This is a genomic window from Streptomyces sp. Tu6071 (assembly GCF_000213055.1).
Taxonomy (GTDB): domain Bacteria; phylum Actinomycetota; class Actinomycetes; order Streptomycetales; family Streptomycetaceae; genus Streptomyces; species Streptomyces evansiae.
The window spans coordinates 5,417,839-5,441,316 of record NZ_CM001165.1; the positions used below are offsets into that span (position 1 = coordinate 5,417,839).

At 73.1% G+C, this 23,478-nt stretch carries 23 protein-coding genes; 15 read left to right on the top strand and 8 right to left on the bottom strand.

Annotated elements, in window-relative coordinates; all coding sequences use genetic code 11:
• The first annotated feature begins 55 nt into the window (after nucleotides 1–55).
• From STTU_RS22680 to STTU_RS22695, 4 genes are read left to right on the top strand one after another with little or no spacing between them, the layout of a single operon-like run.
• Nucleotides 56–1,132: a PhoH family protein gene (locus tag STTU_RS22680; protein WP_007827191.1), complete on the top strand. Its 1,077-nt coding sequence runs from the start codon at nucleotides 56–58 to the stop codon at nucleotides 1,130–1,132.
• A 14-nt stretch (nucleotides 1,133–1,146) separates the two neighbouring features.
• Entirely contained in the window at nucleotides 1,147–1,644 is a 498-nt protein-coding gene (gene ybeY / locus STTU_RS22685) for an rRNA maturation RNase YbeY (RefSeq protein ID WP_007827192.1), read from the top strand.
• Between the two features lie 34 nt (nucleotides 1,645–1,678).
• Nucleotides 1,679–3,001 carry a hemolysin family protein gene (locus tag STTU_RS22690; protein WP_007827193.1) on the top strand — a complete coding sequence of 441 codons (1,323 nt, stop codon included), beginning with the start codon at nucleotides 1,679–1,681 and terminating at the stop codon, nucleotides 2,999–3,001.
• On the top strand, nucleotides 2,998–3,354 hold the full coding sequence (locus tag STTU_RS22695; protein WP_009065177.1) for an MmcQ/YjbR family DNA-binding protein: 357 nt from the start codon (nucleotides 2,998–3,000) through the stop codon (nucleotides 3,352–3,354). Before STTU_RS22690 ends, STTU_RS22695 begins: the two co-directional genes overlap by 4 nt.
• A gap of 63 nt (nucleotides 3,355–3,417) precedes the next feature.
• Here STTU_RS22695 and STTU_RS22700 read toward each other — a convergent pair whose 3' ends face one another.
• Entirely contained in the window at nucleotides 3,418–4,902 is a 1,485-nt protein-coding gene (locus STTU_RS22700; protein ID WP_007827195.1) for an MFS transporter, read from the bottom strand.
• Nucleotides 4,903–4,994: 92 nt separating this feature from the next.
• Here STTU_RS22700 and STTU_RS22705 point away from each other — a divergent pair, with 92 nt between their 5' ends.
• The 3 genes from STTU_RS22705 to era all read left to right on the top strand — a co-directional run bounded on the left by STTU_RS22705 (nucleotide 4,995) and on the right by era (nucleotide 7,579).
• The gene (locus tag STTU_RS22705) at nucleotides 4,995–5,990 is read left to right on the top strand and encodes a helix-turn-helix transcriptional regulator (RefSeq protein WP_007827196.1); all 996 of its coding nucleotides are present in this window, start codon (nucleotides 4,995–4,997) and stop codon (nucleotides 5,988–5,990) included.
• Entirely contained in the window at nucleotides 5,987–6,340 is a 354-nt protein-coding gene (locus STTU_RS22710) for a hypothetical protein (protein WP_043257662.1), read from the top strand. Before STTU_RS22705 ends, STTU_RS22710 begins: the two co-directional genes overlap by 4 nt.
• 288 nt (nucleotides 6,341–6,628) lie before the next feature.
• Nucleotides 6,629–7,579 (top strand): GTPase Era, encoded by a 951-nt coding sequence (gene era, locus STTU_RS22715; RefSeq protein WP_007827198.1) that lies wholly within the window; start codon nucleotides 6,629–6,631, stop codon nucleotides 7,577–7,579.
• Between the two features lie 230 nt (nucleotides 7,580–7,809).
• Here era and STTU_RS22720 read toward each other — a convergent pair whose 3' ends face one another.
• The 3 genes from STTU_RS22720 to STTU_RS22730 are packed head-to-tail and all read right to left on the bottom strand — an operon-like array spanning nucleotide 7,810 to nucleotide 10,102.
• Nucleotides 7,810–8,679 (bottom strand): GNAT family N-acetyltransferase, encoded by an 870-nt coding sequence (locus STTU_RS22720; protein ID WP_043256022.1) that lies wholly within the window; start codon nucleotides 8,677–8,679, stop codon nucleotides 7,810–7,812.
• 37 nt (nucleotides 8,680–8,716) lie between these two features.
• Nucleotides 8,717–8,992: a protealysin inhibitor emfourin gene (locus STTU_RS22725; RefSeq protein WP_043257664.1), complete on the bottom strand. Its 276-nt coding sequence runs from the start codon at nucleotides 8,990–8,992 to the stop codon at nucleotides 8,717–8,719.
• Nucleotides 8,993–9,052: 60 nt separating this feature from the next.
• The gene (locus STTU_RS22730) at nucleotides 9,053–10,102 is read right to left on the bottom strand and encodes a M4 family metallopeptidase (RefSeq protein ID WP_007827201.1); all 1,050 of its coding nucleotides are present in this window, start codon (nucleotides 10,100–10,102) and stop codon (nucleotides 9,053–9,055) included.
• Nucleotides 10,103–10,565: 463 nt separating this feature from the next.
• On the opposite strand from STTU_RS22730, the gene leuA reads away from it, so the two are divergent.
• From leuA to STTU_RS22750, 4 genes are all read left to right on the top strand, one after another.
• Nucleotides 10,566–12,263, top strand: a complete 1,698-nt coding sequence (gene leuA / locus STTU_RS22735; protein WP_043257667.1) for a 2-isopropylmalate synthase — start codon at nucleotides 10,566–10,568, stop codon at nucleotides 12,261–12,263.
• Between the two features lie 438 nt (nucleotides 12,264–12,701).
• A complete protein-coding gene (locus STTU_RS22740; RefSeq protein WP_007827207.1) occupies nucleotides 12,702–13,454 on the top strand; it encodes a TerB family tellurite resistance protein in 753 nt (250 codons plus the stop codon).
• A gap of 304 nt (nucleotides 13,455–13,758) precedes the next feature.
• A complete protein-coding gene (locus tag STTU_RS22745) occupies nucleotides 13,759–15,612 on the top strand; it encodes a S1 family peptidase (protein ID WP_007827209.1) in 1,854 nt (617 codons plus the stop codon).
• A gap of 156 nt (nucleotides 15,613–15,768) precedes the next feature.
• Nucleotides 15,769–16,737, top strand: coding sequence for an SDR family oxidoreductase (locus STTU_RS22750; RefSeq protein WP_007827210.1), 969 nt, complete (start codon nucleotides 15,769–15,771; stop codon nucleotides 16,735–16,737).
• 59 nt (nucleotides 16,738–16,796) lie between these two features.
• Here STTU_RS22750 and STTU_RS22755 read toward each other — a convergent pair whose 3' ends face one another.
• The gene (locus tag STTU_RS22755) at nucleotides 16,797–17,459 is read right to left on the bottom strand and encodes an NUDIX domain-containing protein (RefSeq protein ID WP_007827211.1); all 663 of its coding nucleotides are present in this window, start codon (nucleotides 17,457–17,459) and stop codon (nucleotides 16,797–16,799) included.
• 83 nt (nucleotides 17,460–17,542) lie between these two features.
• Here STTU_RS22755 and STTU_RS22760 point away from each other — a divergent pair, with 83 nt between their 5' ends.
• Both STTU_RS22760 and STTU_RS22765 read left to right on the top strand, forming a co-directional pair.
• On the top strand, nucleotides 17,543–18,301 hold the full coding sequence (locus STTU_RS22760; protein ID WP_007827212.1) for a DeoR/GlpR family DNA-binding transcription regulator: 759 nt from the start codon (nucleotides 17,543–17,545) through the stop codon (nucleotides 18,299–18,301).
• Between the two features lie 157 nt (nucleotides 18,302–18,458).
• On the top strand, nucleotides 18,459–19,073 hold the full coding sequence (locus STTU_RS22765) for a histidine phosphatase family protein (RefSeq protein ID WP_007827213.1): 615 nt from the start codon (nucleotides 18,459–18,461) through the stop codon (nucleotides 19,071–19,073).
• Nucleotides 19,074–19,077: 4 nt separating this feature from the next.
• Here the strand turns inward: STTU_RS22765 and STTU_RS22770 are convergent, their stop codons facing one another.
• On the bottom strand, nucleotides 19,078–19,461 hold the full coding sequence (locus STTU_RS22770) for a MerR family transcriptional regulator (protein ID WP_007827215.1): 384 nt from the start codon (nucleotides 19,459–19,461) through the stop codon (nucleotides 19,078–19,080).
• 76 nt (nucleotides 19,462–19,537) lie between these two features.
• Here STTU_RS22770 and STTU_RS22775 point away from each other — a divergent pair, with 76 nt between their 5' ends.
• On the top strand, nucleotides 19,538–20,803 hold the full coding sequence (locus STTU_RS22775; RefSeq protein WP_007827216.1) for an MFS transporter: 1,266 nt from the start codon (nucleotides 19,538–19,540) through the stop codon (nucleotides 20,801–20,803).
• Here the strand turns inward: STTU_RS22775 and STTU_RS22780 are convergent.
• Entirely contained in the window at nucleotides 20,800–21,576 is a 777-nt protein-coding gene (locus STTU_RS22780; protein WP_043256023.1) for an AraC family transcriptional regulator, read from the bottom strand. The genes STTU_RS22775 and STTU_RS22780 overlap by 4 nt on opposite strands.
• 55 nt (nucleotides 21,577–21,631) lie before the next feature.
• Here STTU_RS22780 and STTU_RS22785 point away from each other — a divergent pair, with 55 nt between their 5' ends.
• Complete coding sequence (locus STTU_RS22785; protein WP_234019301.1) at nucleotides 21,632–22,927, top strand: MFS transporter; 1,296 nt, start codon at nucleotides 21,632–21,634, stop codon at nucleotides 22,925–22,927.
• Nucleotides 22,928–22,989: 62 nt separating this feature from the next.
• Here the strand turns inward: STTU_RS22785 and STTU_RS22790 are convergent, their stop codons facing one another.
• A complete protein-coding gene (locus STTU_RS22790) occupies nucleotides 22,990–23,409 on the bottom strand; it encodes a hypothetical protein (RefSeq protein WP_007827219.1) in 420 nt (139 codons plus the stop codon).
• Nucleotides 23,410–23,478: the final 69 nt, after the last annotated feature.

Here is a 23,478-nt window from a genome sequence, read left to right on the forward strand (position 1 = left end):
TTTCGACCGGCGAGGACCTGACACAGGAGGTATGCGCAGGCCACAGTGCCGGCCCATGACTCAGACACCCACAGCCCACAGCCCCGAGCGTTCCACCGCTCGCATCACCGTCCCGGCGAAGCACCCCATGGTGACGGTCCTCGGCTCGGGCGATTCGCTGCTCCGCGTCATCGAAAGCGCCTTCCCCGGCACGGACATCCACGTCCGGGGCAACGAGATCAGCGCTCAGGGACCCGCCGCCGACATCGCCCTCCTCCAGCGCCTCTTCGACGAGATGCTGCTCGTGCTGCGCACCGGGCAGCCGATGACCGAGGACGCCGTCGAGCGCTCCATCGCGATGCTCCGCGCGAGCGGCGCGGGCGAGCCCGGTGGCGAGGAGCACCCCGCCGAGGTCCTGACCCAGAACATCCTCTCCTCGCGCGGGCGCACCATCCGCCCCAAGACGCTCAACCAGAAGCGCTACGTCGACGCCATCGACAAGCACACGATCGTCTTCGGCATCGGCCCCGCCGGTACCGGCAAGACGTACCTGGCGATGGCCAAGGCCGTGCAGGCCCTCCAGTCGAAGCAGGTCAGCCGCATCATCCTGACCCGCCCGGCCGTGGAGGCCGGCGAACGCCTCGGCTTCCTGCCCGGCACGCTCTACGAGAAGATCGACCCCTACCTGCGTCCGCTGTACGACGCCCTGCACGACATGCTCGACCCCGACTCCATCCCGCGCCTCATGGCAGCCGGGACGATCGAGGTCGCGCCGCTGGCGTACATGCGCGGCCGTACGCTCAACGACGCCTTCATCATTCTCGACGAGGCGCAGAACACGAACCCCGAGCAGATGAAGATGTTCCTCACCCGCCTCGGCTTCGAATCCAAGATCGTCATCACCGGCGACGTCACGCAGGTCGACCTGCCCGGCGGCACGAAGAGCGGGCTGCGGCAGGTGCAGGAGATCCTGGAGGGCGTGGACGACGTGTCGTTCTCGCGGCTCAGCTCGCAGGACGTCGTCCGGCACAAACTCGTGGGCCGGATCGTTGACGCGTACGAGAAGTACGACCATGCCCACGAGCGCGAGCAGGACCAGGGCCGCCGTCACGGCGGTCGCGCGCGGGGCGGCCATGACGGAAACGGGAAGTAGACCGGACCAGCACCATGTCGATCGACGTCAACAACGAGTCCGGCACCGAGGCCGACGAGGAAGCCATCCTCGACATCGCCCGCTACGCCCTCGGCCGTATGCGCATCCACCCGCTCTCCGAGCTGTCCGTGATCCTCGTGGACGGCCCCGCGATGGAACAGCTCCACGTGCAGTGGATGGACCTCCCGGGGCCCACCGATGTCATGTCCTTCCCGATGGACGAGTTGCGTCCCCCGGCGAAGGACGACGAGGAGCCCCCGCAGGGACTGCTCGGCGACATCGTGCTGTGTCCCGAGGTCGCCGAGCGCCAAGGCCGCGAGGCCCCCACGGAGCACTCCACGGACGAGGAGCTGCAGCTCCTCACCGTCCACGGAGTGCTCCACCTGCTCGGCTACGACCACGAGGAGCCCGACGAGAAGGCCGAGATGTTCGGCCTCCAGCAGGCCATCGTGGACGGCTGGCGCGGCGAGCGCGGGCTCACCGGGCCCTCGCCGGCCCCGACGGTGTCATGAACCGCCGAAAACCGGCCCGCACGGGGGGCTTCGCGTGAGCTACCAGCTGATCAGCGGCGCCGTCGCGCTCGTCGTCGTGGCCTGGCTCGCCGCCTGCGCCGAGGCCGGGCTCGCGCGCGTGTCCAGCTTCCGCGCCGAGGAGGCCGTACGGTCCGGGCGGCGCGGCAGCGCGCGCCTCGCCCAGGTCGCCGCCGACCCCACCCGCTACCTCAACGTGGCCCTGCTCGTCCGGGTCGCCTGCGAGATGGCGGCGGCGGCCCTCGTCACCTACGCCTGCCTGAAGGCGTTCGAGGAGACGTGGTCCGCGCTGCTCGTCGCCATCGCCGTGATGGTCCTCGTCAGCTACGTCGCGGTCGGCGTCTCGCCGCGTACGATCGGCCGTCAGCACCCGCTCAACACGGCGACCGCCGCGAGCTACGTCCTCGTACCGCTCGCCAAGGTCATGGGCCCCGTGCCCCCGCTGCTCATCCTCATCGGTAACGCGCTCACGCCCGGCAAGGGCTTCCGGCGCGGGCCCTTCGCCTCCGAGGCCGAACTGCGGGCGCTCGTGGACCTCGCCGAGAAGGAATCGCTCATCGAGGACGAGGAGCGCCGCATGGTGCACTCGGTCTTCGAACTGGGCGACACCCTCGTGCGCGAGGTCATGGTGCCCCGCACCGACCTCGTGTCCATCGAGCGGTTCAAGACGATCCGGCAGGCGCTCACGCTCGCGCTGCGCTCCGGCTTCTCGCGCATCCCCGTCACGGGCGAGAGCGAGGACGACATCGTCGGGATCGTCTACCTCAAGGACCTCGCCCGCAAGACGCACATCAGCCGCGACGCCGAGTCCGAGCTGGTCTCGACGGCGATGCGCCCGGCGACCTTCGTGCCCGACACGAAGAACGCGGGCGACCTGCTCCGCGAGATGCAGCAGGAGCGCAGCCACGTCGCCGTCGTCATCGACGAGTACGGCGGCACGGCGGGGATCGTCACGATCGAGGACATCCTGGAGGAGATCGTCGGCGAGATCACCGACGAGTACGACCGCGAACTGCCGCCCGTGGAGGACCTCGGCGGGGGCCGCCACCGCGTCACCGCCCGGCTCGGCACGGACGACCTCGGCGAGCTGTACGGCATCGAGGAGTACGACGACGAGGACGTCGAGACCGTCGGCGGGCTCCTCGCCAAGGCGCTCGGCCGCGTCCCCATCGCGGAGTCCTCGGCCGTCGTCGCGCTCCCCGACGGGCGGGAGCTGCGCCTGACGGCGGAGTCCTCGGCGGGCCGCCGCAACAAGATCGTCACGGTGCTCGTCGAGCCCGTCGGCGAGGACGCCGGGTCCCGTGCGGACGAGGCGCTGAGCAAGGAGAACGCGGGATGAGACCGGCGGCGCTGCGCGCCCTGTGCCTGTCGTTCAACGCGGCGGTCGAGGAGTTCCCGTTCAACCCGGAGACCTCGGTCTTCAAGGTCAACGGGAAGGTCTTCGCCCTCACGGACCTCGGAGCCGAGCCGCTCACGGTCTCGCTCAAGTGCGAGCCCGAGGAGGCGGTACGGCTGCGCGAGGCCCACCCCGACGTCGTCGTGCCCGGCTGGCACCTCAACAAGCGGCACTGGAACACGGTGACGGTCGGGGAGCTGCCCGCCGCGCGGGTGCGGGAGATGGTGGAGGACTCCTACGACCTCGTGGTGGCGAAGCTGCCGAGGGCGGAGAGGCTGCGACTGGACCGGCCGTGACCCGGGTTCCGGTACGGGGACGGGGCGGTGCCCATGTGGGCACCGCCCCGTCCCCGTACCCGCTCAAGAGCGCCGGGACCGCAGCCCCACCGCGATGAGCACCGCCGCCGCCAGGACGACGCAGGTGTCGACGAGGACCACGAGGCGGACGCCGGAGGCGAGGCCGCCCGCCGTCGTCGTGGCGAGGACGCCGAGGAGCGGGATGCCGATGGTGATACCGACCTGCTGCGTGCTCGTCACGAGACCCGTCGCGAGCCCCTGCTCCGCGTCCGGGACGCCCGAGGTCGCCGTCACCCCGTAGGAGACGATCGCCCCGAGGTGCCCGGCGCTCGCCACCGCGACCGCGCCCGTCGCGAGCCACACCGAGGCCGTTCCCGCGCCGAGAGCGAGCAGGGCGAGCGTCGTGAGGCCCTGGAGGAGCAGCGAGCCGACGAGGACGCGCCGCGCGCCGAAGCGGCTCACCGTCCGGCCCGCGACGAGACCCGCCAGCACCGAGAGCACGCCCTGCACGCCGAAGGCGAGCCCGGTGCGGAAGGCCGAGAGGTGCTGGACCTCCTGGAACCACAGCGTGAGGACGAAGACGATCGTGCTCATCATCGAGAAGGTCACGAGCCCGCCGAGATTGCCGAAGGCCACCGTGGGCCTGCGCAGCATCCCCAGCGAGACGAGCGGGTGCGCGGCACGGGACTCGACGCGGACGAAGAGGGCGAGGAGTACGAGGCCGAGCGGGAGCGCCACGAGGACGTCGGGGCGGCCGAAGCCCTGTGCGGCGGCGGTGGACAGCGCGTAGATGAGCGCGAGCAGGCCCCCGGTGACGGAGAGGGCGCCCGGGATGTCGAGGCGGGTGCGGGCGGGCACGCGGGACTCGGCGAGCAGGCGCGGGGCGAGCGGCAGGACGACGACGGCGAAGAGCGTGAGCAGGCCCATCGTGGAGCGCCAGCCGAGCAGATCGGTGAGTGTGCCGCCGCCGACCATGCCGAGCGTGAAGCCGAGCGAGAGGAGCGTGCCGCTGATGCCGAGCGCGCGGTCGCGGCGCGGGCCCTCGGGGAACGTCGTGGTCAGCAGCGCCATCCCGGTCGGCACGATCGCGGCGGCGCCGAGGCCCTGGAGGGCACGGCCCGCGAGGAAGGCCACCGGGTTCCACGCGAGCGTCGCGAGGAGCGAGGCCGCGCCGAAGAGCGCGAGGCCGCCGAGGAAGAGCCGCCGCCTGCCGTACAGGTCCCCGAGCCGCCCCGACAGGAGCAGGAAGCCGCCGGAGGGGAGGGCGAAGGCGGTGACGGCCCACTGGAGCGCGCTGTCGCCCATGCCGAGGTCGCGGCCGAGCACCGGCAGCGCGACGTTCAGGACCGAGAAGTCGAGCGCCACCATGAACTGCGCCGCGCACAGGACGAAGAGGACGAGGGCGTCGCGCGGCGTGAAACGGGGAGCGGCGGGCTCCAGACGAGCGGACGAGGACGCCGCGCCGGGCGCGAACTTCCCGCTGTCCGTGGCGTTTTCGGGAAGCGCGGGCCGGGCGGGCGGGGGAGCGAGGGGGAGTTCCGTGGTCATGGCAAAGAGCTTCCGATGACGGGAACAACCGTGGGCAGCCCGTACTTATGCTGGTTCCCGCACCACCAGTCAGGCACCGGAGGGGGACCGGAATGACGGACACGTTCACACCGCCGGGGACGGCCGCGCAGGCCCAGGACGGCACCAAGGACGCCCGGCTGCGCGAACTGCGTGCCTTTCTCACCGCCCGCCGCGCCCGCGTACGCCCCGAGGACGTGGGCCTGCCCGCGGGCGGTCGCCGCCGCACGCCCGGTCTGCGCCGCGAGGAGGTCGCGGTGCTCGCCGGGGTCGGGCCCTCCTGGTACCAGTGGCTCGAACAAGGCCGTGACATCTCCGTCTCGCCGCAGGTGCTCGACGCGGTCGCCGGGGTGCTGCGCCTGTCGAGCGCCGAGCGCCGCCACCTCTACCGCCTCGCCGGGCTCAACCCGCCCGCGCTGGAGGTCGCCCCCGCCGACCTCCACATGAGCGAGGGGCTGGAGCGGCTCATCGACCACTGGCTCCCGTACCCGGCGCACATCATGGACACGTACTGGAACCTCGTGATGGCCAACGAGGCCGCCACCGAGGTCCTCGGGATGCACCCCGGGCTCCCGTACAACTGCCTCATCGCCTTCTTCACCGACCCGGCCTACCGCTCCCGCGCCGTCACCTGGGCGCAGGTCGCGCCGGTCGTCGTCGCGCAGTTCCGCGCGCTGTGCGCGGAGCGGCCGGGGGACCCGGGCTTCGCGTACGTCATCGAGGAGGCGCGGCGGGCGAGCGCGGAGTTCGACGAGCTGTGGAGCCGCGGGGACGTGTGCCCGAGCGGCCAGATGCGCAAGGAACTGCACCACCCGCGCGGCGGGCGGCTCCACATGGAGGCGACGACGCTCCAGATCCCGGCCCGCCCGGACCTGGTCATCGTCCTGCACATGCCGGTGCCGGGGACGGGGACGGAGGCGGCCCTCGAACGGGTGCTCGCGGGGCGGGGGACCGAGGCGGGTCCGAGGGGCGGCGGGCGCGGTCGCGTCGGGGGCCCGCTCCCGGGGGCGAGGGACGGGGCGGGGGCGGGGGCGGGGGCGCCGGTCGGCTCCGTATGCTCGGCGCCATGAGTGAGAGCAGCGCGCTGAACCCCGAGGACGCCAAGATCATCACGCTCGCCCGTTCCGCGCGGGCCCGCAACCAGGTGCCGGAGGGCGCGGCGGTACGGGACGAGACGGGGCGCACGTACGTGGCCGGGGCCGTCGCCCTGCCGAGCCTCGCGCTGAGCGCGCTGCGCACGGCGGTGGCGATGGCGGTCGCGAGCGGCGCGGAGTCGCTGGAGGCGGCAGCGGTGGTCACGGCCGCCGCGTCCCTTCCGGCCGAGGACCTCGCGGCCGTCGCCGACCTCGGCGGCGCGGGCACACCGGTCTTCCTGGCGGGCCCGGACGCGGTGGTGCGGGAGCGGCTCGCGGCGGGCTGAGGAGGGCGGCGGTACGGGGCGGCGGGGAGAGGCCGCCGGTACGGGGCGTCGGTACGAGGCCGGGCGGGGGGCGGTGCGCGGGGGTCGCGGGGCGGCTCGGGTGGCGCGGGCGGTCCGGCGGAGAGTGGCGGGCGGGCGGCTCCGGCGGGGTGTGCCGGGCGGCATCCCCGGAGTGGCATCGGACGGCTTTGCCCGCGTGCTTCGGGCGGCTCCGGCGGGGTGTGCCGGGCGGCCTCGGCGGGGGCCGCGCGGTGGCCCGGGTCGGCGGCGCTCGGCGGATCGGGGAGAATGGCCCGTATGAGCGAACCCTCCACCGCCCCCGCCGCCCCGCACCGCGCGGGTTTCGCGTGCTTCGTCGGCCGTCCCAACGCGGGGAAGTCGACCCTGACCAACGCACTGGTGGGGCAGAAGGTCGCCATCACCTCGAACCGCCCGCAGACCACGCGGCACACCGTGCGCGGCATCGTGCACCGCCCCGAGGCGCAGCTGATCCTCGTCGACACCCCCGGGCTCCACAAGCCCCGCACGCTGCTCGGCGAGCGGCTCAACGACGTCGTGCGGGCAACCTGGGCCGAGGTCGACGTGATCGGTTTCTGCCTTCCCGCCGATCAGAAGATCGGCCCCGGTGACCGTTTCATCGCCAAGGAACTCGCCGGGATCAAGCGGACCCCGAAGGTCGCGATCGTCACGAAGACGGACCTCGTCGACAGCAAGCGGCTCGCCGAGCAGCTCATGGCGATCGACGCGCTCGGCCGCGAGCTGGGCTTCGAGTGGGCCGAGATCGTGCCGGTCTCGGCGGTCGAGGGCAAGCAAGTCTCGCTCCTCGCCGACCTCCTCGTGCCGCTCCTCCCGGAGAGCCCGCAGCTCTACCCGGAGGGCGACCTCACCGACGAGCCCGAGCAGGTCATGGTCGCCGAGCTGATCCGCGAGGCGGCGCTCGAAGGCGTACGGGACGAGCTTCCGCACTCGATCGCGGTCGTCGTCGAGGAGATGAACCCGCGCGAGGGCCGCCCGGCCGACAAGCCGCTCCTGGACATCCACGCGAACCTCTTCATCGAGCGCTCCAGCCAGAAGGGCATCGTCATCGGCCCGAAGGGCCAGCGCCTCAAGGACGTCGGCACGAAGTCGCGCCGTCAGATCGAGGCGCTGCTCGGCACCCCGGTCTTCCTGGACCTGCACGTGAAGATCGCCAAGGACTGGCAGCGCGACCCGAAGCAGCTCCGGCGGCTGGGGTTCTAGACCCGCTACGGGACGAGACGGACGCAGCGCGGCGGGGCCTCCCCGGGCCCCTCCGCAGCGGCGGGTCCTCTCACGGCCTCTCCGACTCAGCGGGCATGCCGTCCCGTGGCCTCTCCGCCCCGGCGGGCATGCCGTCCCGTGGCCTCTCCGCTGCCGTGAGCGTGTCGTCCCTCGGTCTCGCGCGCTCGGTCACGCCGGGCTCCCTGGGCCACCACACCACCCGCCCCCCGTCACGCGCCCCCTGTCGGCCCCCCTTCCCCCGCCTCCAGCACCGTCGCCAGTCGCTTGAACCCCACGCTCTCGTAGATCCGGGCCACCTCCTCGTCCGCCGCCGTGAGGAACATCGTGCGCAGGCGGCGGGAGCGGGCCTCCGCGATCAGGGTGCGCAGGACGGCGGAGGCGTGGCCCCTGCGGCGGACCTCGGGGAGGGTGGCGACGGCGATGATCTCGGCGAGGTCGTCCAGGGTGTTGAACTGGCCCGTGGCCACGGGGCCTTCCTTCGTCTCGGCGATCGCGAGGGCGCGGGTGCCCGCGTGGATGCGGCGGGCCGCCTCGGCGGCCTCGCGGCGCAGATCTCCCGAGGCGAGGAGTTCGGCGACGGAGCCGCGGCCCTCGGGACCCCGGCCCGTGCCGGGGTACGCGAAGCCGACGTGCGCCACGGCGATCGCGTGCTCGACGCGCCAGTCGTGCGCCGCGAGGAGCCGGGCGCCGGGTGCGGGAGCGCACGCCGCCTCGCCGGAACCGTCTTCGCAGGGATCGATGAGCAGCACCGGGTGCTCCCGCACGACCAGGCCCGCCTCCTCGCAGGCGGCCCGCAGCGCCGGAGCCGTCTCCGCGAGCCACTCCAGGCCGCGCGGCGCCTGCCGTTCCCGCTGGGTGCGCAGCAGGTCCCGTACCTCCGCCGCCATGAAGGCCCGCTCCCGCTCGGCCGGGTGCGGGCGGGCGGGGAAGGCGCCCTGGAAGGGTTGCAGGTGCAGGACGAAGGGCCCGTACCGCTCTCGGACGCGGCAGCACTCGCGCGCGACCGTCTCGTGGAACCACTCGACGCGCGCGACGACGGGATCGGTGGCGCCGCTCGGTGGTACGGGTCCTGAGGCCATGGAGGACATTCAAGCCCCCGCCGCCGGACCCGCCCGCTCAGGCCCCTTCCTTGAGCACCCTCCGGAACAGCTCCCGCTGCGCCTCGCCCAGCCGCGGATCGGCCGCGTGGACGGTGCGGCCGTCGACGGTGAGTGTGTAGCGGAAGCCGTCGGGGACGCCGCTCGGGGGCTCGGCGGCACCTTCGCGCAGGGCCTGCTCGGCGAGGGTGCGCCACTGAGGCGCGTCCGCGGCGCCCTGCGGGCTGTCCGTGTCGATCACCCCCGTACGCCGTCCGCCCGCGAAGCCGCCCGTCCGTGTCACCTCGATACGCATACCCATGGATCTACCCCGTCCGCCGTGCCGAGCACCGTCCGGGCCTCGTCGAACCGCCGCTCATGAGAGGGAAACCCCCACTTCCGACCACGCCTTCGTGACCGCTTCCTTCTCGTCGGCGCCGTCCGCCGCCGTGCTCGTGAGCGCCGCGAACTCCGCGAAGTCGGCCGTCGAGGACAGCTCGCCGCCCGTGAGCACGTCGAACCAGATGCGCCCGGCCCGCTCCCACGCGTATCCGCCGAGGGAGGTCGCGAGGAGGTAGAAGGCGCGGTTGGGGATGCCCGAGTTGATGTGGACGCCGCCGTTGTCCTCCTCGGTGTCCACGTAGTCGTCCATCGAGGCGGGCTGCGGGTCCTTGCCGAGCACGTCGTCGTCGTACGCGGTGCCCGGGGCCTTCATGGAGCGCAGCGCGGTGCCCTGGACGTCGGGGGCGAGGAGTTCGTCGCCGATGAGCCAGTCCGCGTCCTCGGCGCGCTGCTGCTTCGCGTACTGCTTGACGAGGGAGCCGAAGACGTCCGAGATCGACTCGTTGAGCGCGCCCGCCTGGTCCTGGTACTCCAGGTTCGCCGTGTGCTGCGTGACGCCGTGGGTCAGTTCGTGGCCGATGACGTCGACCGGGAGCGTGAAGTCGAGGAAGATCTCGCCGTCCCCGTCGCCGAAGACCATCTGGTCGCCGTCCCAGAACGCGTTGTTGTACTCGCGGTCGTAGTGGACGCTCGCGACGAGGGGCAGCCCGCGCCCGTCGATGGAGTCGCGGCCGAAGACCTTGCGGTAGAGGTCGAAGGTCGCGCCGAGCCCCGCGTACGCGCGGTTGACGCTCGCGTCGCGCGTCGGCTCCTGGCCCTCGGCGCGCACCTTGTGGCCCGGGAGGCGGATGCCGTGCCGGGCGTCGTAGATGGTGCGGTCCGGGGTCTCGGAGTCGGTCGGTGCCCCGGCGGGGGCGGCGAGCGTGAGCGCGAGCGCCGTCTGCCGGCGCTGGTGGCGGCGGCCCGCGTCCTCGTCGAGCGTGCGGCGCGCGGCGGCGTGGCCCGCCCGCGCGAGGTGGTCGAGCAGGTGCGGAGGGACGATCGTGCAGAAGGTCTGGTGCGGGAGGTGCGGGTGTGTGTTCATGCACACACGGTTACCCCGTACATGCGCACTGTCACGAGCTGTGGGGGACTTTCGTACGAACGAGGGACATATCACGTACGCAGGTTTAGATCGTCTCCCGCCCGACAGCAGATAATGGGACCGACGGAGCCGGACGATGGAGTCATGCCTCGTCCCGCATGGTGATACGGAATCTCGCGCCTCGCGGGACTCGGCTAAGGTGCGGAGCATCATGCGTTTCGGGCTGCTTCTTCTTAGCTGCCGCGGCGAGGGTCTGTAGTCGTAGGCCGACCCCCTCCCCGCGGAGTGAGGTGTTGCGGTTTTTCCGCCCCGTCGGCCACCTCAGCCTCAGCGGACTTCAGAGGAGCCCACGCACATGACCACCAGCGAGCCCACCGCCACCGTTCCCGCGCAGCAGAGCACCGCGGACGGCTCCGGACGGAAGCCCCTCAGCAACACCGCTCACCTCCAGGCCCCCTCCGGGATGCCCTTCCACCGCTACGGCCGCTACGAGCAGGTGGAGATCCCCGACCGCACGTGGCCCGAGAAGCGGATCACCAAGGCGCCCCGCTGGCTCTCCACCGACCTGCGCGACGGCAACCAGGCCCTGATCGACCCGATGTCGCCCGCCCGCAAGCGCGAGATGTTCGACCTGCTCGTACGCATGGGCTACAAGGAGATCGAGGTCGGCTTCCCCTCGTCCGGGCAGACCGACTTCGACTTCGTTCGCTCCATCATCGAGGACCCCGAGGCGATCCCCGAGGACGTCACGATCTCCGTGCTGACGCAGGCCCGTGAGGAGCTGATCGAGCGGACCGTCGAGTCCCTCGTCGGTGCCCGCCGCGCCAACGTCCACCTGTACAACGCGACCGCGCCGGTCTTCCGCGAGGTCGTCTTCCGGGGCAGCAAGGACGACATCAAGAAGATCGCCGTCGAGGGCACCCGGCACGTCGTCGCGTACGCGGAGAAGCTGCTCGGCCCCGAGACCGTCTTCGGCTACCAGTACTCGCCGGAGATCTTCACGGACACCGAGCTGGACTTCGCGCTGGAGGTCTGCGAGGCGGTCATGGAGGTGTGGCAGCCCGGCCCCGGCCGCGAGATCATCCTCAACCTGCCCGCCACCGTGGAGCGTTCGGCCCCCTCCACCTACGCCGACCGCTTCGAGTGGATGTCCCGGAAGCTGTCCCACCGCGAGCACGTCTCGCTCTCCGCGCACCCCCACAACGACCGCGGCACCGCCGTCGCCGCCGCCGAACTCGCCGTCATGGCGGGCGCGGACCGCGTCGAGGGCTGCCTGTTCGGGCAGGGTGAGCGCACCGGGAACGTGGACCTGGTGACCCTCGGCATGAACCTCTTCTCGCAGGGCGTCGACCCGCAGATCGACTTCTCGGACATCGACGAGATCCGCCGCACCGCCGAGTACTGCAACCAGATGGAGGTGCACCCGCGCCACCCCTACGCGGGCGACCTCGTCTACACGGCCTTCTCCGGTTCCCACCAGGACGCCATCAAGAAGGGCTTCGAGGCCCTGGAGCAGCGCGCCGCGCGCGAGGGCAAGCAGGTCGGCGATGTCGAGTGGGCGGTCCCGTACCTGCCCATCGACCCGAAGGACGTGGGCCGTTCCTACGAGGCCGTGATCCGCGTCAACTCGCAGTCCGGCAAGGGCGGTGTCGCCTACGTCCTCAAGAACGACCACAAGCTGGACCTGCCGCGCCGCATGCAGATCGAGTTCTCGCGCATCATCCAGGCGCGCACGGACGCCGAGGGCGGCGAGGTCACCCCGGCCGAGATCTGGAACGTCTTCCAGGACGAGTACCTGCCCAACTCCGCCGACCCGTGGGGCCGCGTGCAGGTACGCGCCGGGCAGACCACCGCGCAGACCGAGAACGGCCTCGACAAGCTCACCGTGCAGGCCGTCGTGGACGGCGTCGACACCGAGCTGACCGGCAGCGGCAACGGCCCGATCTCCGCGTTCTTCGACGCGCTGCAGGGCGTCGGCATCGACGCCCGCCTGCTCGACTACCAGGAGCACACGCTGAGCGAGGGCGCGAGCGCCCAGGCCGCCTCGTACATCGAGTGCGCCGTCGGCGACCGCGTCCTGTGGGGCATCGGCATCGACGCCAACACGACGCGCGCCTCGCTCAAGGCGGTCGTCTCCGCGGTCAACCGCGCGGGCCGCTGAGGCACTTGCCCGTACGGGCGTGACCGGGCGGTACGGGGACGACCTCCCCGTACCCCCGCCACCCCCGCGCCGGGCGCGCCGCACGGGCCGCCGACCGCCCCCGTACGACACGCCCGGAACCCGGCCGGCGACCCCCTCGGCCGTCAACCGCCTTCCCCCACGCCTCACCCCTCGCGCGGGAGTTCGCGCTGTCATGACCACGCAGGCCCCGCAGGGTTCACTCCCTGTCGGGGCCTGCGGTCACTCTCGGCCAGGTATCGACCGAGTAACGCCGGGGTACTGACGTCATCACGGCGATGTGGCTAACATCACGCCAAGGCGTCGGACACCCGGCGCCACCGTGCGGGGCATCCCAGTCCCCGTGCGCACAGCGGGTTCGCCCGTGGGCAGGACGAGCGCGGTGCGAGGACGCACGCGCGCCGAATAGGGAGGTGCGCCGTGGCACGAGCCGGAGGCAGGGGCGAGGACCGTCACCAGCGGTCGGGGACCGGACCACACCGCACGCCGCCCGCCCGTTACGGCCCGCTGCGGCTGCGGACGCGCTGGAACGTCGAGAGCGACGGCGAGTTCTTCTGCCCCGACTGCGGCGGCGACCGCGCCTACGTGCGCAAGACCGGGAGCAAGTACGTCGCCCTCCTCGGCGTCCCGCTCCTCCCGCGCGGCACGACGGGCCCCGTCGTCGAGTGCGGCGCCTGCACCGCCGAGTACGGCGTCGAAGCGCTCGAACACCCCACGACGGCCCGCTTCGGCGCGCTCCTGCGCGACGCCGTGCACACCGTCGTCGTCGCCGTGCTCGCCGCGAGCGGCACCGCCTCGCGCTCCACGATGGACGCGGCCGTCGCGACCGTCCGCGCGGCCGGCTGGACCGACTGCGAGGACGACCAGCTCTACGCCCTCATGCGCGCCCTCGCCGAGGACCCCGGCTCCCCGGTCTGCCCCGACGACCCGGCCGAGGCCGAGACCGCCGCGCTCACGCTGGCCATAGAGCTCCACGAGTCCCTCGACCCGCTCGCCCCCCACCTCGCGGCACTCGGCCGCGCCTCGATCCTCCTCCAGGGCGCCCGCGTCGCCCTCGCGGACGGCCCCTACACCTCCGCCGAGCGCGAGGCGCTGAACGTCGTGGGCGCGGCGCTGCTCCTGGACACGGAGGAGGTCGGGCGGCTGCTGGAGGAGGCGAAGACACCGTCCTGAGGGGTCTCTCCTGAGGGGTCCGTCCCGAGAGGGTCCGGGCGCAGGAAGCGTGACATTGCCGGGAATCCCGGAGCTTGCGGAGAACATGTCAGTTCCCGTACGCAAGGGCGGGTTTGCCGCCTGAATGTGCGTGCACGGTGTCCTCCGTGGACCTTGTGTGTGCTCTTTGTGTGCGCAAACATGGCTGGTGTGACGGCTGGGTCGGGGGACACGTCGGTCGCCGTCCGCGCGCAGTGAGGCCCCACCCGGCGTCCGCCGATGGTTCCTCGACCCTGGGATGACTCACGTGCGCCTCACCAGACCCATGGCACTCACGGGTGCCGCTCTCGCCGCCACCCTCCTCGCGGGCTCGTTCGCGGGGGTCCCGGCCGCCGCGACCACGGGCGGCCCGGCGGCGAAGGACTCCCTCGCCTTCACCGCGCGGCTCGTCGTCGGCGACAGCCTGCGCGGCTGCTCCGCCGTCCTGGTGGCCCCGCAGTGGCTCGCGACCTCGGCCCACTGCTTCGCGGACGACCTGGCGCAGAGCCCGGGGCACGTGACCGCGGGGAAGCCGAAGTGGAAGACCACGGCGAGCATCGGGCGCACCGATCTCTCCACCGCGTCCGGACAGGTCCGCGAGGTCGTCGAGCTGGTCCCGAGGAATGACCGTGATCTCGTCATGGCCCGCCTGGACACCCCGACGACGGGGATCGCCCCGGCGCCGCTGGCGCTCACCCCGCCCGCGGCGGGGGAGAAGCTGACCACGGCGGGCTACGGCCGTACGCGGGAGGAGTGGGCGCCGCTCGCGCTCCACACCGCCTCCGGCGTCACGCGGTCCGTGGACGGCCCCGACCTGGCCACCGAGGGCGCGAGCGCGTCGGACGCGGTCTGCGCCGGTGACGCGGGCGGCCCCGTGCTGCGCGAGGTGGCTGGGACCTTGCGGCTGGTCGCCGTCAACAGTCGCTCCTGGCAGGGCGGTTGCTACGGGTCGGAGAGCACGGAGACCCGTACCGGCGCGGTGTCGACGCGCCTGGACGACATCACCGCCTGGGTCCAGCAGGTCGCCTCCCTGCCCCAGCGGGGCCTGCCGGTCGGGGGTGACTTCGACGGCGACGGCAAGGACGACGCCGCCGTGCTGTACGACTACGGTCTCGACAGCGCGAGCGGCAGGCGCCGGGTCGCGCTGTGGCTCCACACGAGCGAGGGCGGCCGTCTCTCGGCCCCCCGGGTCGTCTGGCAGAGCGAGGCGACGAGCTGGACCTGGAGCAACGTCAAGCTCGTCCCCGGCGACTTCGACGGCGACGGCAAGGACGACATCGGCGTCCTCTACGACAACGGCAAGACCGCCGACGGCACGAACGTGAGCGCGCTGTGGACCTTCACCAGCACGGGAGACGGCTTCGCGGAGCCGCGCCGGGTCTGGCAGAGCACGGGGAGCTGGAGCTGGGCGGCGAGCCGGCCGGTCGCGGGTGACTTCGACGGCGACGGGAAGACCGACGTCGGCGTGCTCTACGACTACGGCAAGAACGCGAGCACCGGCCTTCAGGAAGTGGGGCTGTGGGACTTCCGGAGCACGGGTTCCGGCTTCGCGGCCCCGAAGAAGGTGTGGACGAGCACCACGAGCTGGACCTGGAGTTCCATCAAGTCCACGGCGGGCGATTTCGACGGGGACGGCAAGGACGACATCGGCGTCCTCTACGACAACGGCAAGGACGCCAACGGGGCCTTCAAGACGGCCTGGTGGACCTTCGCGGGCACGAGCACCGGCCTCGCCGCCCCGCAGCGGGTCTGGCAGAGCACGGGAAGCTGGAGCTGGGCGGCGAGCCAGCCGCTCGCGGGGGACTTCGACGGCGACGGGAAGACCGATGCCGGGGTCCTCTACGACTACGGCAAGAACGCGAGCACCGGCCTCCAGGAGACGGGCCTGTGGACCTTCGCGAGCACGGGTTCCGGCTTCGCGGCCCCGAAGAAGGTGTGGACGAGTCCCATGAGCTGGACGGCGAGCCGGTCGCTCGCCTTCGGCGGTGACTTCGACGGGGACGGCAAGGACGACGTCGGCACCCTGTACGACAACGGGATCGGCGCGGACGGGCGCCAGACCTACGGCCTGTGGCGGTTCACCAGCACGGGTCTCGGCGTGAGCGGGCCCGTCCGCGACTGGTACAGCCCCCTGTCCTGAGCCCGCGGCGCCGGGGGCCGGCCCACCCGGCCACCCCCGGCGCCCGCCCTGCCACCGCCCGCTCGGCCCCCACGGGCGCCCGGCCGGGTCACTCGCGGGGAACACGGGACGGGTTCCCGGAAAAGGTGACAGGTTCTGACGGGATGGGCGCCCACGATGGACGTCATGGACCACACCACGCGGGAACAGCGGCGGACGGCGGACGAACGTCCCCTCGCCGGCAGGATCGCGCTCGTCGCCGGAGCGACGCGCGGGCTCGGCAGGGCCATCGCCGTCGCGCTCGGCGCGGCGGGGGCGACCGTCTATGTGACGGGTCGCACGACCCGTGCGCACACGAGCGAGGTCGGGCGACCGCAGGAGACGATCGAGGAGACCGGTGAACTCGTCACGGCCGCCGGGGGTACCGGGATCGCCGTACCGACCGACCATCTCGACGAGGAGCGGGCCCGTGCGCTCTTCGCGCGGATCGAGGCGGACCACGGACGGCTCGACATCCTCGTCAACGACCTCTGGGGCGGTGAACACCTCGTCGCGGAGCACGTGTTCGGCAAGAAGAGCTGGGAGACGCCGCTCGCGGACGGCCTGCGCATGCTCGACCTCGGCGTCCGCTCGCACGTCATCACGGCGGGTCTCGCGCTCCCGCTCCTGATCCGCTCGGACGGCCCCGTGCACATCGAAGTCACCGACGGCACGGCCGAGTTCAACGAGCGCTTCCGCGACAACCTGTACTTCGACATCGCCAAGACCACCCCGCACCGCATCGCCTTCGCCCTCTCCGAGGAGCTGGCCCCCTTCAACGGCACCGCGCTCAGCGTGAGTCCGGGCTTCCTGCGCTCCGAGCAGATGCTCTCCTTCTTCGGGGTCACGGAGGAGAACTGGCGCGAAGCCGTCGCCCAGGAACCGCACTTCGCGATCGCCGAGTCCCCCCACTACCTCGCCCGCGGCCTCGCCGCCCTCGCCGCCGACCCCCAGCGCGCCCGCTGGTCGGGCACATCCGCGTCGAGCGCGGAGCTCGCGAGCGCCTACGACCTGACGGACGTGGACGGCAGCCGCCCGGACTCGTTCGCGTATTTCAAGGACGTGGTGTTCGGGGGGAAGAAGGGGGTGCCGGAGGACTACCGATGAGGTGAGGGGGGGCGCGGCGGCGGCAAGGGTGGGCAGGAGCGCCCGCCCTCCCCGTGCCCTCACTGCCGGAACGGGCCCTCCAGCGCCGCCCATTGCAGGAGCATGACCGTCTTCGCGTCCGCGATGCGGCCGTCGCGGATCATCGACAGGGCCTCCGGGAAGGGGAGTTCGAGGACCTCGATGTCCTCTCCCTCCTCCGCCAGGCCGCCGCCCCGGCTCACGCGGTCGGCGGGAGTGTACGGGGCCGCGTAGAAGTGGAGGCGTTCGGTGACCGAGCCGGGGCTCATGTACGTGTCGTAGACGTGGGTCAACGGGCCCAGGCGGACGCCGAGTTCCTCCTCCGCCTCCCGGCGGATCGCCGCCTCCGGGCGGTCCGCGTCGAGCAGCCCCGCCGCCGCCTCGACCAGCATGCCGTCCGGGTGCTCGTTCACGTAGGCCGGGTAGCGGAACTGGCGTGTCAGCAGCACGCGTCGGCGCTCGGCGTCGTACGGCAGGACCACCGCGCCGTCGCCCCTGTCGTACGTCTCGCGCTCCAGGGTCTGCCAGCGGCCGTCCTTGCGGCGGTACGCGAATCTCGTACGGCGCAGGACGTGCCACCCTTGCGAGGTCAGCGCGACGTCCTCGACCACGACGTCCGGGTTGCGGTCGAGGCCGCGCCCGGCCTCGTCGAGGCCGGTGCGGCCCCGGTGGTCGGGGATCTCGATGCCGGGGCGATCCGCCACGAGGGGGCTCCTGGGGGTAGGGGGGAAGGGGGGACGAGCGGTAGACTACCCGCAGGAACGTGCAAGAACAGGAGGGACTATGCATGCTTGCTGCTGAACGCCGCGATCACCTCCTCGGTCTGCTGACGAACGAGGGCAAGATCATCGCCAAGGACGTCGCCGCCGACCTGGGCATCTCGGAGGACAGCGTGCGCCGCGACCTCCGCGACCTGGCCGCCGAGGGCCTGTGCCAGCGGGTGTACGGGGGTGCCCTTCCCGTCTCGCCCGCCGTCGCCGGGTACACCGCGCGGCAGGCCGTCGCCCCGGACGGCAAGCGGAAGGTCGCCGCGCTCGCCGCGAGGCTCATCCGTCCGGGCGGCGCGGTCATCCTCGACGGCGGCACGACCGCGCTCGCGCTCGCCCGCGCCCTCCCGCACGAACTGCCCTGCACGGTCATCACGCACAGCCCCACGATCGCCGCCGCGCTCCTCGACCACCCGCGTGCCGAACTCTTCCTCCTCGGCGGCCGTCTCTTCAAGCACTCGGCGGTCACGTGCGGGGCCGCCGCCGTCGAGGCCGCGCAGAACGTCTCGGCGGACCTGTGCCTCCTCGGCGTCACCGGGGTCCACCCGGAGGTCGGGCTCACGACGGGCGACGCCGACGAGGCCGCCATGAAACGCGCCCTCGCCTCCCGCGCCGCCGAGACCTACATCCTCGCCTCCTCCGAGAAGATCGGCACCGCGTCCCGCTTCCGCGTCCTGCCCTGGCAGAAGATCACCGGACTCGTCACGGACGCCGCACCCGACGACCCGGTCCTCGCCCAACTCGTGCGCCTGGGTGTGGAGATCCTGCGGGCGGAGTGAGGGCGCGGGGGGAGCGGGGGCATCAACAGCGGTGACGGGGAGGGCGGTTCGGGCGGTACGGGAGCGGCGCCCCCGTCCCCTGGCCGGTCGCACGGAACCGCCCCACGGGTGCGGGCGTCCCTCTCCCCGTCGTGATCACGTGCCCCGGAGGTTCCCTTTGCCCGCCACCCGCTTCGTGCATCTCGTCCGCCACGCCGAACCCGCGCCCGACGGCAGCGGGCTCACCGCGCGGGGGCGCGGGCAGGCCGAACTCCTCGGCGAGCGGCTGAAACGGCTGCCCCTCACCTCGCTCCACCACGGCCCGCTTCCCCGTGCCGCCGAGACCGCGCGGATCGTCGGCGAGCGCGCCGGAGTGCGGCCCGAGCCCGCCGAGACGGCGGGCGACTACGTACCGCACCTGCCGCGGCGCGACGAACTCCCGCCGCACCTCGCCGACTTCTACCTCGGCTTCCTCGCGGACACGACCCCCGAGGAGGCCGAAGCCGGACGCGCACTCGCGCGCCGGGCGACCGACTTGTACACCGGACCCGCCGAAGGCGACACCGTCCGCCACGACGTCGTCGTCACCCACAACTTCCTCGTCGCCTGGCTCGTCCGGGAAGCCCTCCACGCCCCGCGCTGGCGCTGGCTCGGCATCAACCACTCCCACGCCTCGCTCACCACGATCCGCCACACCCCGGGCCGCGCCCCGTGCCTCCACGTCCAGAACGACATGAGCCACCTCACGCCGGAGTCGCGCTGGACGGACGCCCCGCCGGAGGAGCACGTGTGAGCGCTCAAGGCCCGGCGGGCGCGGTGCACGGCTGGGCGCGGACGGCGGCCAGGTAGGCGGTGATCGCGTCCCTGTTGCGCGTCAGGCAGGCGATGCGCTCGTCCATCCTCGCGCGCTCCGCCTCCAGCGTCGCGAGCGTCTCCGGGGTCGCGTCGGAGAAGTGGATCTCGCGGGGCTTGTCGAGGCACGGCAGGAGCTGTTTGATCACGCGGGTCGGCAGGCCCGCGTCGAGCAGGCCCCGGATCTGGTGGACGCGGTCCTCCGTGCGCGGGTCGTAGGAGCGGTAGCCGTTCGCGCAGCGGTCGGCGTGGATGAGCCCCTGCTCCTCGTAGTAGCGCAGGAGCCGTCGCGGCGTCCCCGTACGCTCCGACAGCTCACCGATCCGCATCCCGGCCCCCTCGTCCGACCGGCAACCCGGTCCCGCTTGACCCTCACACCGGTGTGAGGGTTCGACTATACGGGGCATGTCGAGCACAGACCGAGCAATTCCCGTACACAAGCGTCCCGTTGAGCCCGCGAAGGAGCGGCTTCCGCTGCCCGCGCTCCTCGCCCTGTCGACCGCCGTCTTCCTCACGTGCCTCACCGAGGTCCTTCCCGCCGGGCTGCTGCCCGCGATGAGCGCGGACCTCGGCGTGAGCGAGTCGGCGACGGGCCAGACCGTCACCGTCTTCGCGCTCGCCATCGCCCTCACCGCGCTCCCGCTCACCAGCGCGACCGCCCCGTGGCCGCGCAGGCGGCTGCTGCTGACCGCCATGGCCGGTTTCGGCCTCGCGAACACGGTGACCGCGCTCTCGTCGAGCTACCCCCTCACCCTGGCCGCCCGCGCCGTCGCCGGGGTCGCCGCCGGTCTCGCCTGGGCGCTCCTCGCCGGGTACGCGCGCAGCCTCGTCCCCGCGCGCCTGCACGGCCGCGCCGTCGCGGTGGCCCTCGCGGGCATCCCGGTCGCGCTCGCGGTGGGCGTCCCCGCGGGTACGTATCTCGGGCTCACGGCCGACTGGCGCACGGCCTTCCTCGCCATGACGGCACTCACGGTGGTCCTCCTCTGCTGGATCACCCTCGTGGTCCCCGACCGGCCCGGACGGCCCGCGGGCGCGCGTACCCCCGTGGCGCGCGTCCTCGCGATCCCCGGTGTCCTGCCGGTCCTCGCCGTGACGCTGCTCTTCGTGCTCGCGCACACCCTCTGCTACACCTACCTCGCGCCCTACCTGCACCACGTCGGCATGGGCGGGTCGACCGACCGCGTCCTCCTCGTCTTCGGCCTCGCCTCGCTCCTGAGCATCTGGCTGGTCGGCGCGCTGATCCACCGCCGCCTGCGCGCCCTCACCCTCGCGGCCACGCTCCTCGTCGCGGGCGCGGCGGCGCTCCTCGCCGTACCGGCGCACAGCGCGGCGCTCGTGTACGCGGCGGCGGCGCTGTGGGGGCTCGGCTGGGGCGGTACGCCGACGCTCCTCCAGACGGCGGCGGGCGACGCGGGCGACGGCGCGGAGGAGGAGGACGAGACGGGCGGCGGCGCGGCGGAGGCGACGCAGGCGTGGCTCGTGACGCTGTGGAACGTGGCGACGGCCGGGGGCGGCCTCGCGGGCGGTCTCCTCCTCGACGGGCTCGGCACGGGGGCGCTGCCGTGGAGCGTCCTCGCCTTCCTCGTCCCGGCGCTCGCGGTGGCGGCGGGCGCCCGGCGGCACGGGTTCCCGGTACGGGCTCGGACGGCGCCCGACGCGGGGCGGCCCTAGCCGCCCTCGGTGTGGAGCTGACGGTTGCGGTAGCGGCCGGGGGTCTCGCCGACGAGGGCGGCGAAAGCCTCGATGAAGCTCGTCGCATTGGCCCAGCCGCAGGCGAGAGCGGTGTCGGTGACGGACTTCCCCGCCGCGAGCCGGGCGAGCGCGTGATGGACGCGCAGCTGGGTGCGCCACTGGTGGAAACTCATCCGGAGTTCCTGCCCGAAGAGCCGGCTGAGTGTCCGCTCGCTCGCCCCGACGCGCGCGCCGAGCTCGGCGAGCGTCTGCTGGTTGGCGGGGTCGGCGTAGAGGATGCCGGTCAGCGCCCGGAGCCGGTCGTCGGCCGGTTCGGGCAGATGCAGCGGCTGTTCGGGCGCCGCCGTGAGCTCGTCGACGACGACCGCCCGGAGCCGGTCGACCGCCTCCGGAGCCCGCCCGCCGGTCTCCGCCTCCTCGGCCGTGAGCGCGAGCAGGGCTTCGCGGGCGAGCCGGGAGACGGTGAGCACGGCGGGATGCGCGGGCAGCCGGGCGGCGAGCGCGCCGGACAGGAACAGAATCCGCATGTCCGCGTCGCCGTGCGCGGTGTGGTGGTGCTCGAAGGCCGCGGGCGTCCACGCCACCCGGGTCGGCGGAGCGATCCACGTACCCCCGGCGGTGGTCACGGACAGCACGCCGGTCGCCGGATAGACCAGGTGGCCGCGGTCGTGGGCATGGGTGGGCAGCCGCTGCCCGTGCGCCAGGACGATGCGCCCGCGTGCCGCGGAGCCAAGATGGCGGGTTTCCCTCATGGATTGGCATCCTATCGGTAGCCCGCCGTCGGGGTGTCGTCCGAGAGTGGACGGCATGAACAGCCCAGTGACCCCTCAGGCCCCGGTCGGCCTCCCGTCGCCGTCCCGGCGGCCCTCCCTCCCCGGACCGGCCGGGGCGCGCACCGTACAAGCCGCCTTCGCCTTCGGCCTGGCCGCGCTGAACCTGCGCATCGCCGTCGCGTCCCTGTCCCCCGTCCTCACGGAGGTCCAGCGCGACGAACACCTCTCGTCGTTCGGCGGCGGAGCCCTCTCGACGGTGCCGGTCGTCTGCTTCGGGGCGTTCGCCTTCCTCGCGCCCCGGCTCACCCGCCGCTTCGGCCCCCACCGCCTGCTGTGGTGCGCGCTGCTCGCGCTGGCGGGCGGCATCGTGCTGCGCTCGGTGCCGGGAGTCCTCGCCCTGTTCGGCGGCACCCTGATCGCGGGCGCGGCGATCGCGGTCGGCAACGTCCTCATGCCGCAGCTCATCAAGCACGACTTCGCCGGACGCGCCGGGCTGATGCTCGGCTGCTACTCCCTGGCCCTGTCCGGCGGCGCCGCGCTCGCCGCCGGTGTGGTCGTCCCGCTGGAGTCGGCCACCGGCTGGGGCTGGCGGCAGGTGCTCGCGCTGGGGGCGGTCCCGGCCCTCGTCGCCGCCCTCGCCCGGCTCCCCGAACTGCTCGTGCCGGACCGGCTTTCCCCGGACCGGCGTTCCCCGGACCGGCGGCGGGATCAGGCGGAGCGCGCGGGTACCGATCCCGCCGCACCCGCGCTCAGGGCGCTGTGGCGCGACCGGACCGCCTGGGCGGTGACCCTGTACATGGGCCTGCAGTCCCTCGGCTACTACGCGATCCTGTCCTGGCTGCCGACGCTCCTCCAGGACCACGGCATGAGCGACAGTCAGGCCGGATGGATGCTCTCCTTCTCCAGCTTCCCCGGCATGGCGGCGTCCTTCGCGGCGCCCTGGCTGCAACAGCGTCTGCGCCCGGCCTTCGTCGCGCCCCTGGCGTCCGGCCTGCTGTGCGCGACCGGTTTCGTCGGCCTGTTCACGTCCCCCGTGTCGGGCGCCTACGTCTGGATGACCGCCCTCGGCCTGGGCCAGGGCCTCGCCATCGGTCTCGCCCTCGGCTACATCGTCGCCCGCTCGCCCGACGCGCACCACACCGGCCAGCTCTCGACGATGGCCCAGGGAGCGGGCTACCTCATCGCCTGCCTCGGTCCCCTCGGACTCGGCCTGCTGCACTCCCTGAGCGGCGGGTGGTCGCTGCCCGTCGCCGTGCTGCTCGCCGTGCTCGTCGCGCAGACCGCCGCGGCCTTCGGCGCGAGCCGCGACCGCCACGTCCTGGCGTCCTGAGGGGACAGGGTCAGCGGGGGCAGGGCCCGCGCGTCCGACAAGCCCCGCCGGGGCGTGGGCGGTTACGCGTCCCTGCGGGGCTCCTCCGCGGGGCGCGGGGCCGGGGCGCCCGGCTCCGCGCCCGTCCCCGTCTCCGGTGCGCGGCCTGTCGTGCCGGGGCGGCGCAGTACGGAGACGAGCATCGCGGTGCCGCCGAGGACCGCGCCCGCCGCGCCGCCCGCCGCCGAGATCACCGCCGCCGTGTCCGAGCCCTCGTCCTCCTGCGAGGGGACGAGGACGACGAGGGGGTCGCCGTCCTCGGCGCGGCCCACGGTGGTCGCCTCGCCGCTCGGCGAGCCGACGCAGGCGCCGTGGCAACTAGGTCCCGAGCGGAGCGCGTTGACCGCGAAGGCGACGACGACCACCCCGGCGGCGAACAGCGGCAGGCCCCCGTACAGCCGCACCGTGCGGCGCCGGTCCCGCTCCACCCACGCTCCGGGCATTCCGCCCGCCCCCATCCGTCGCATCCGGCAGCCACCGTAACCCCACTGGTTCGCACGCGAGTTGTGGGG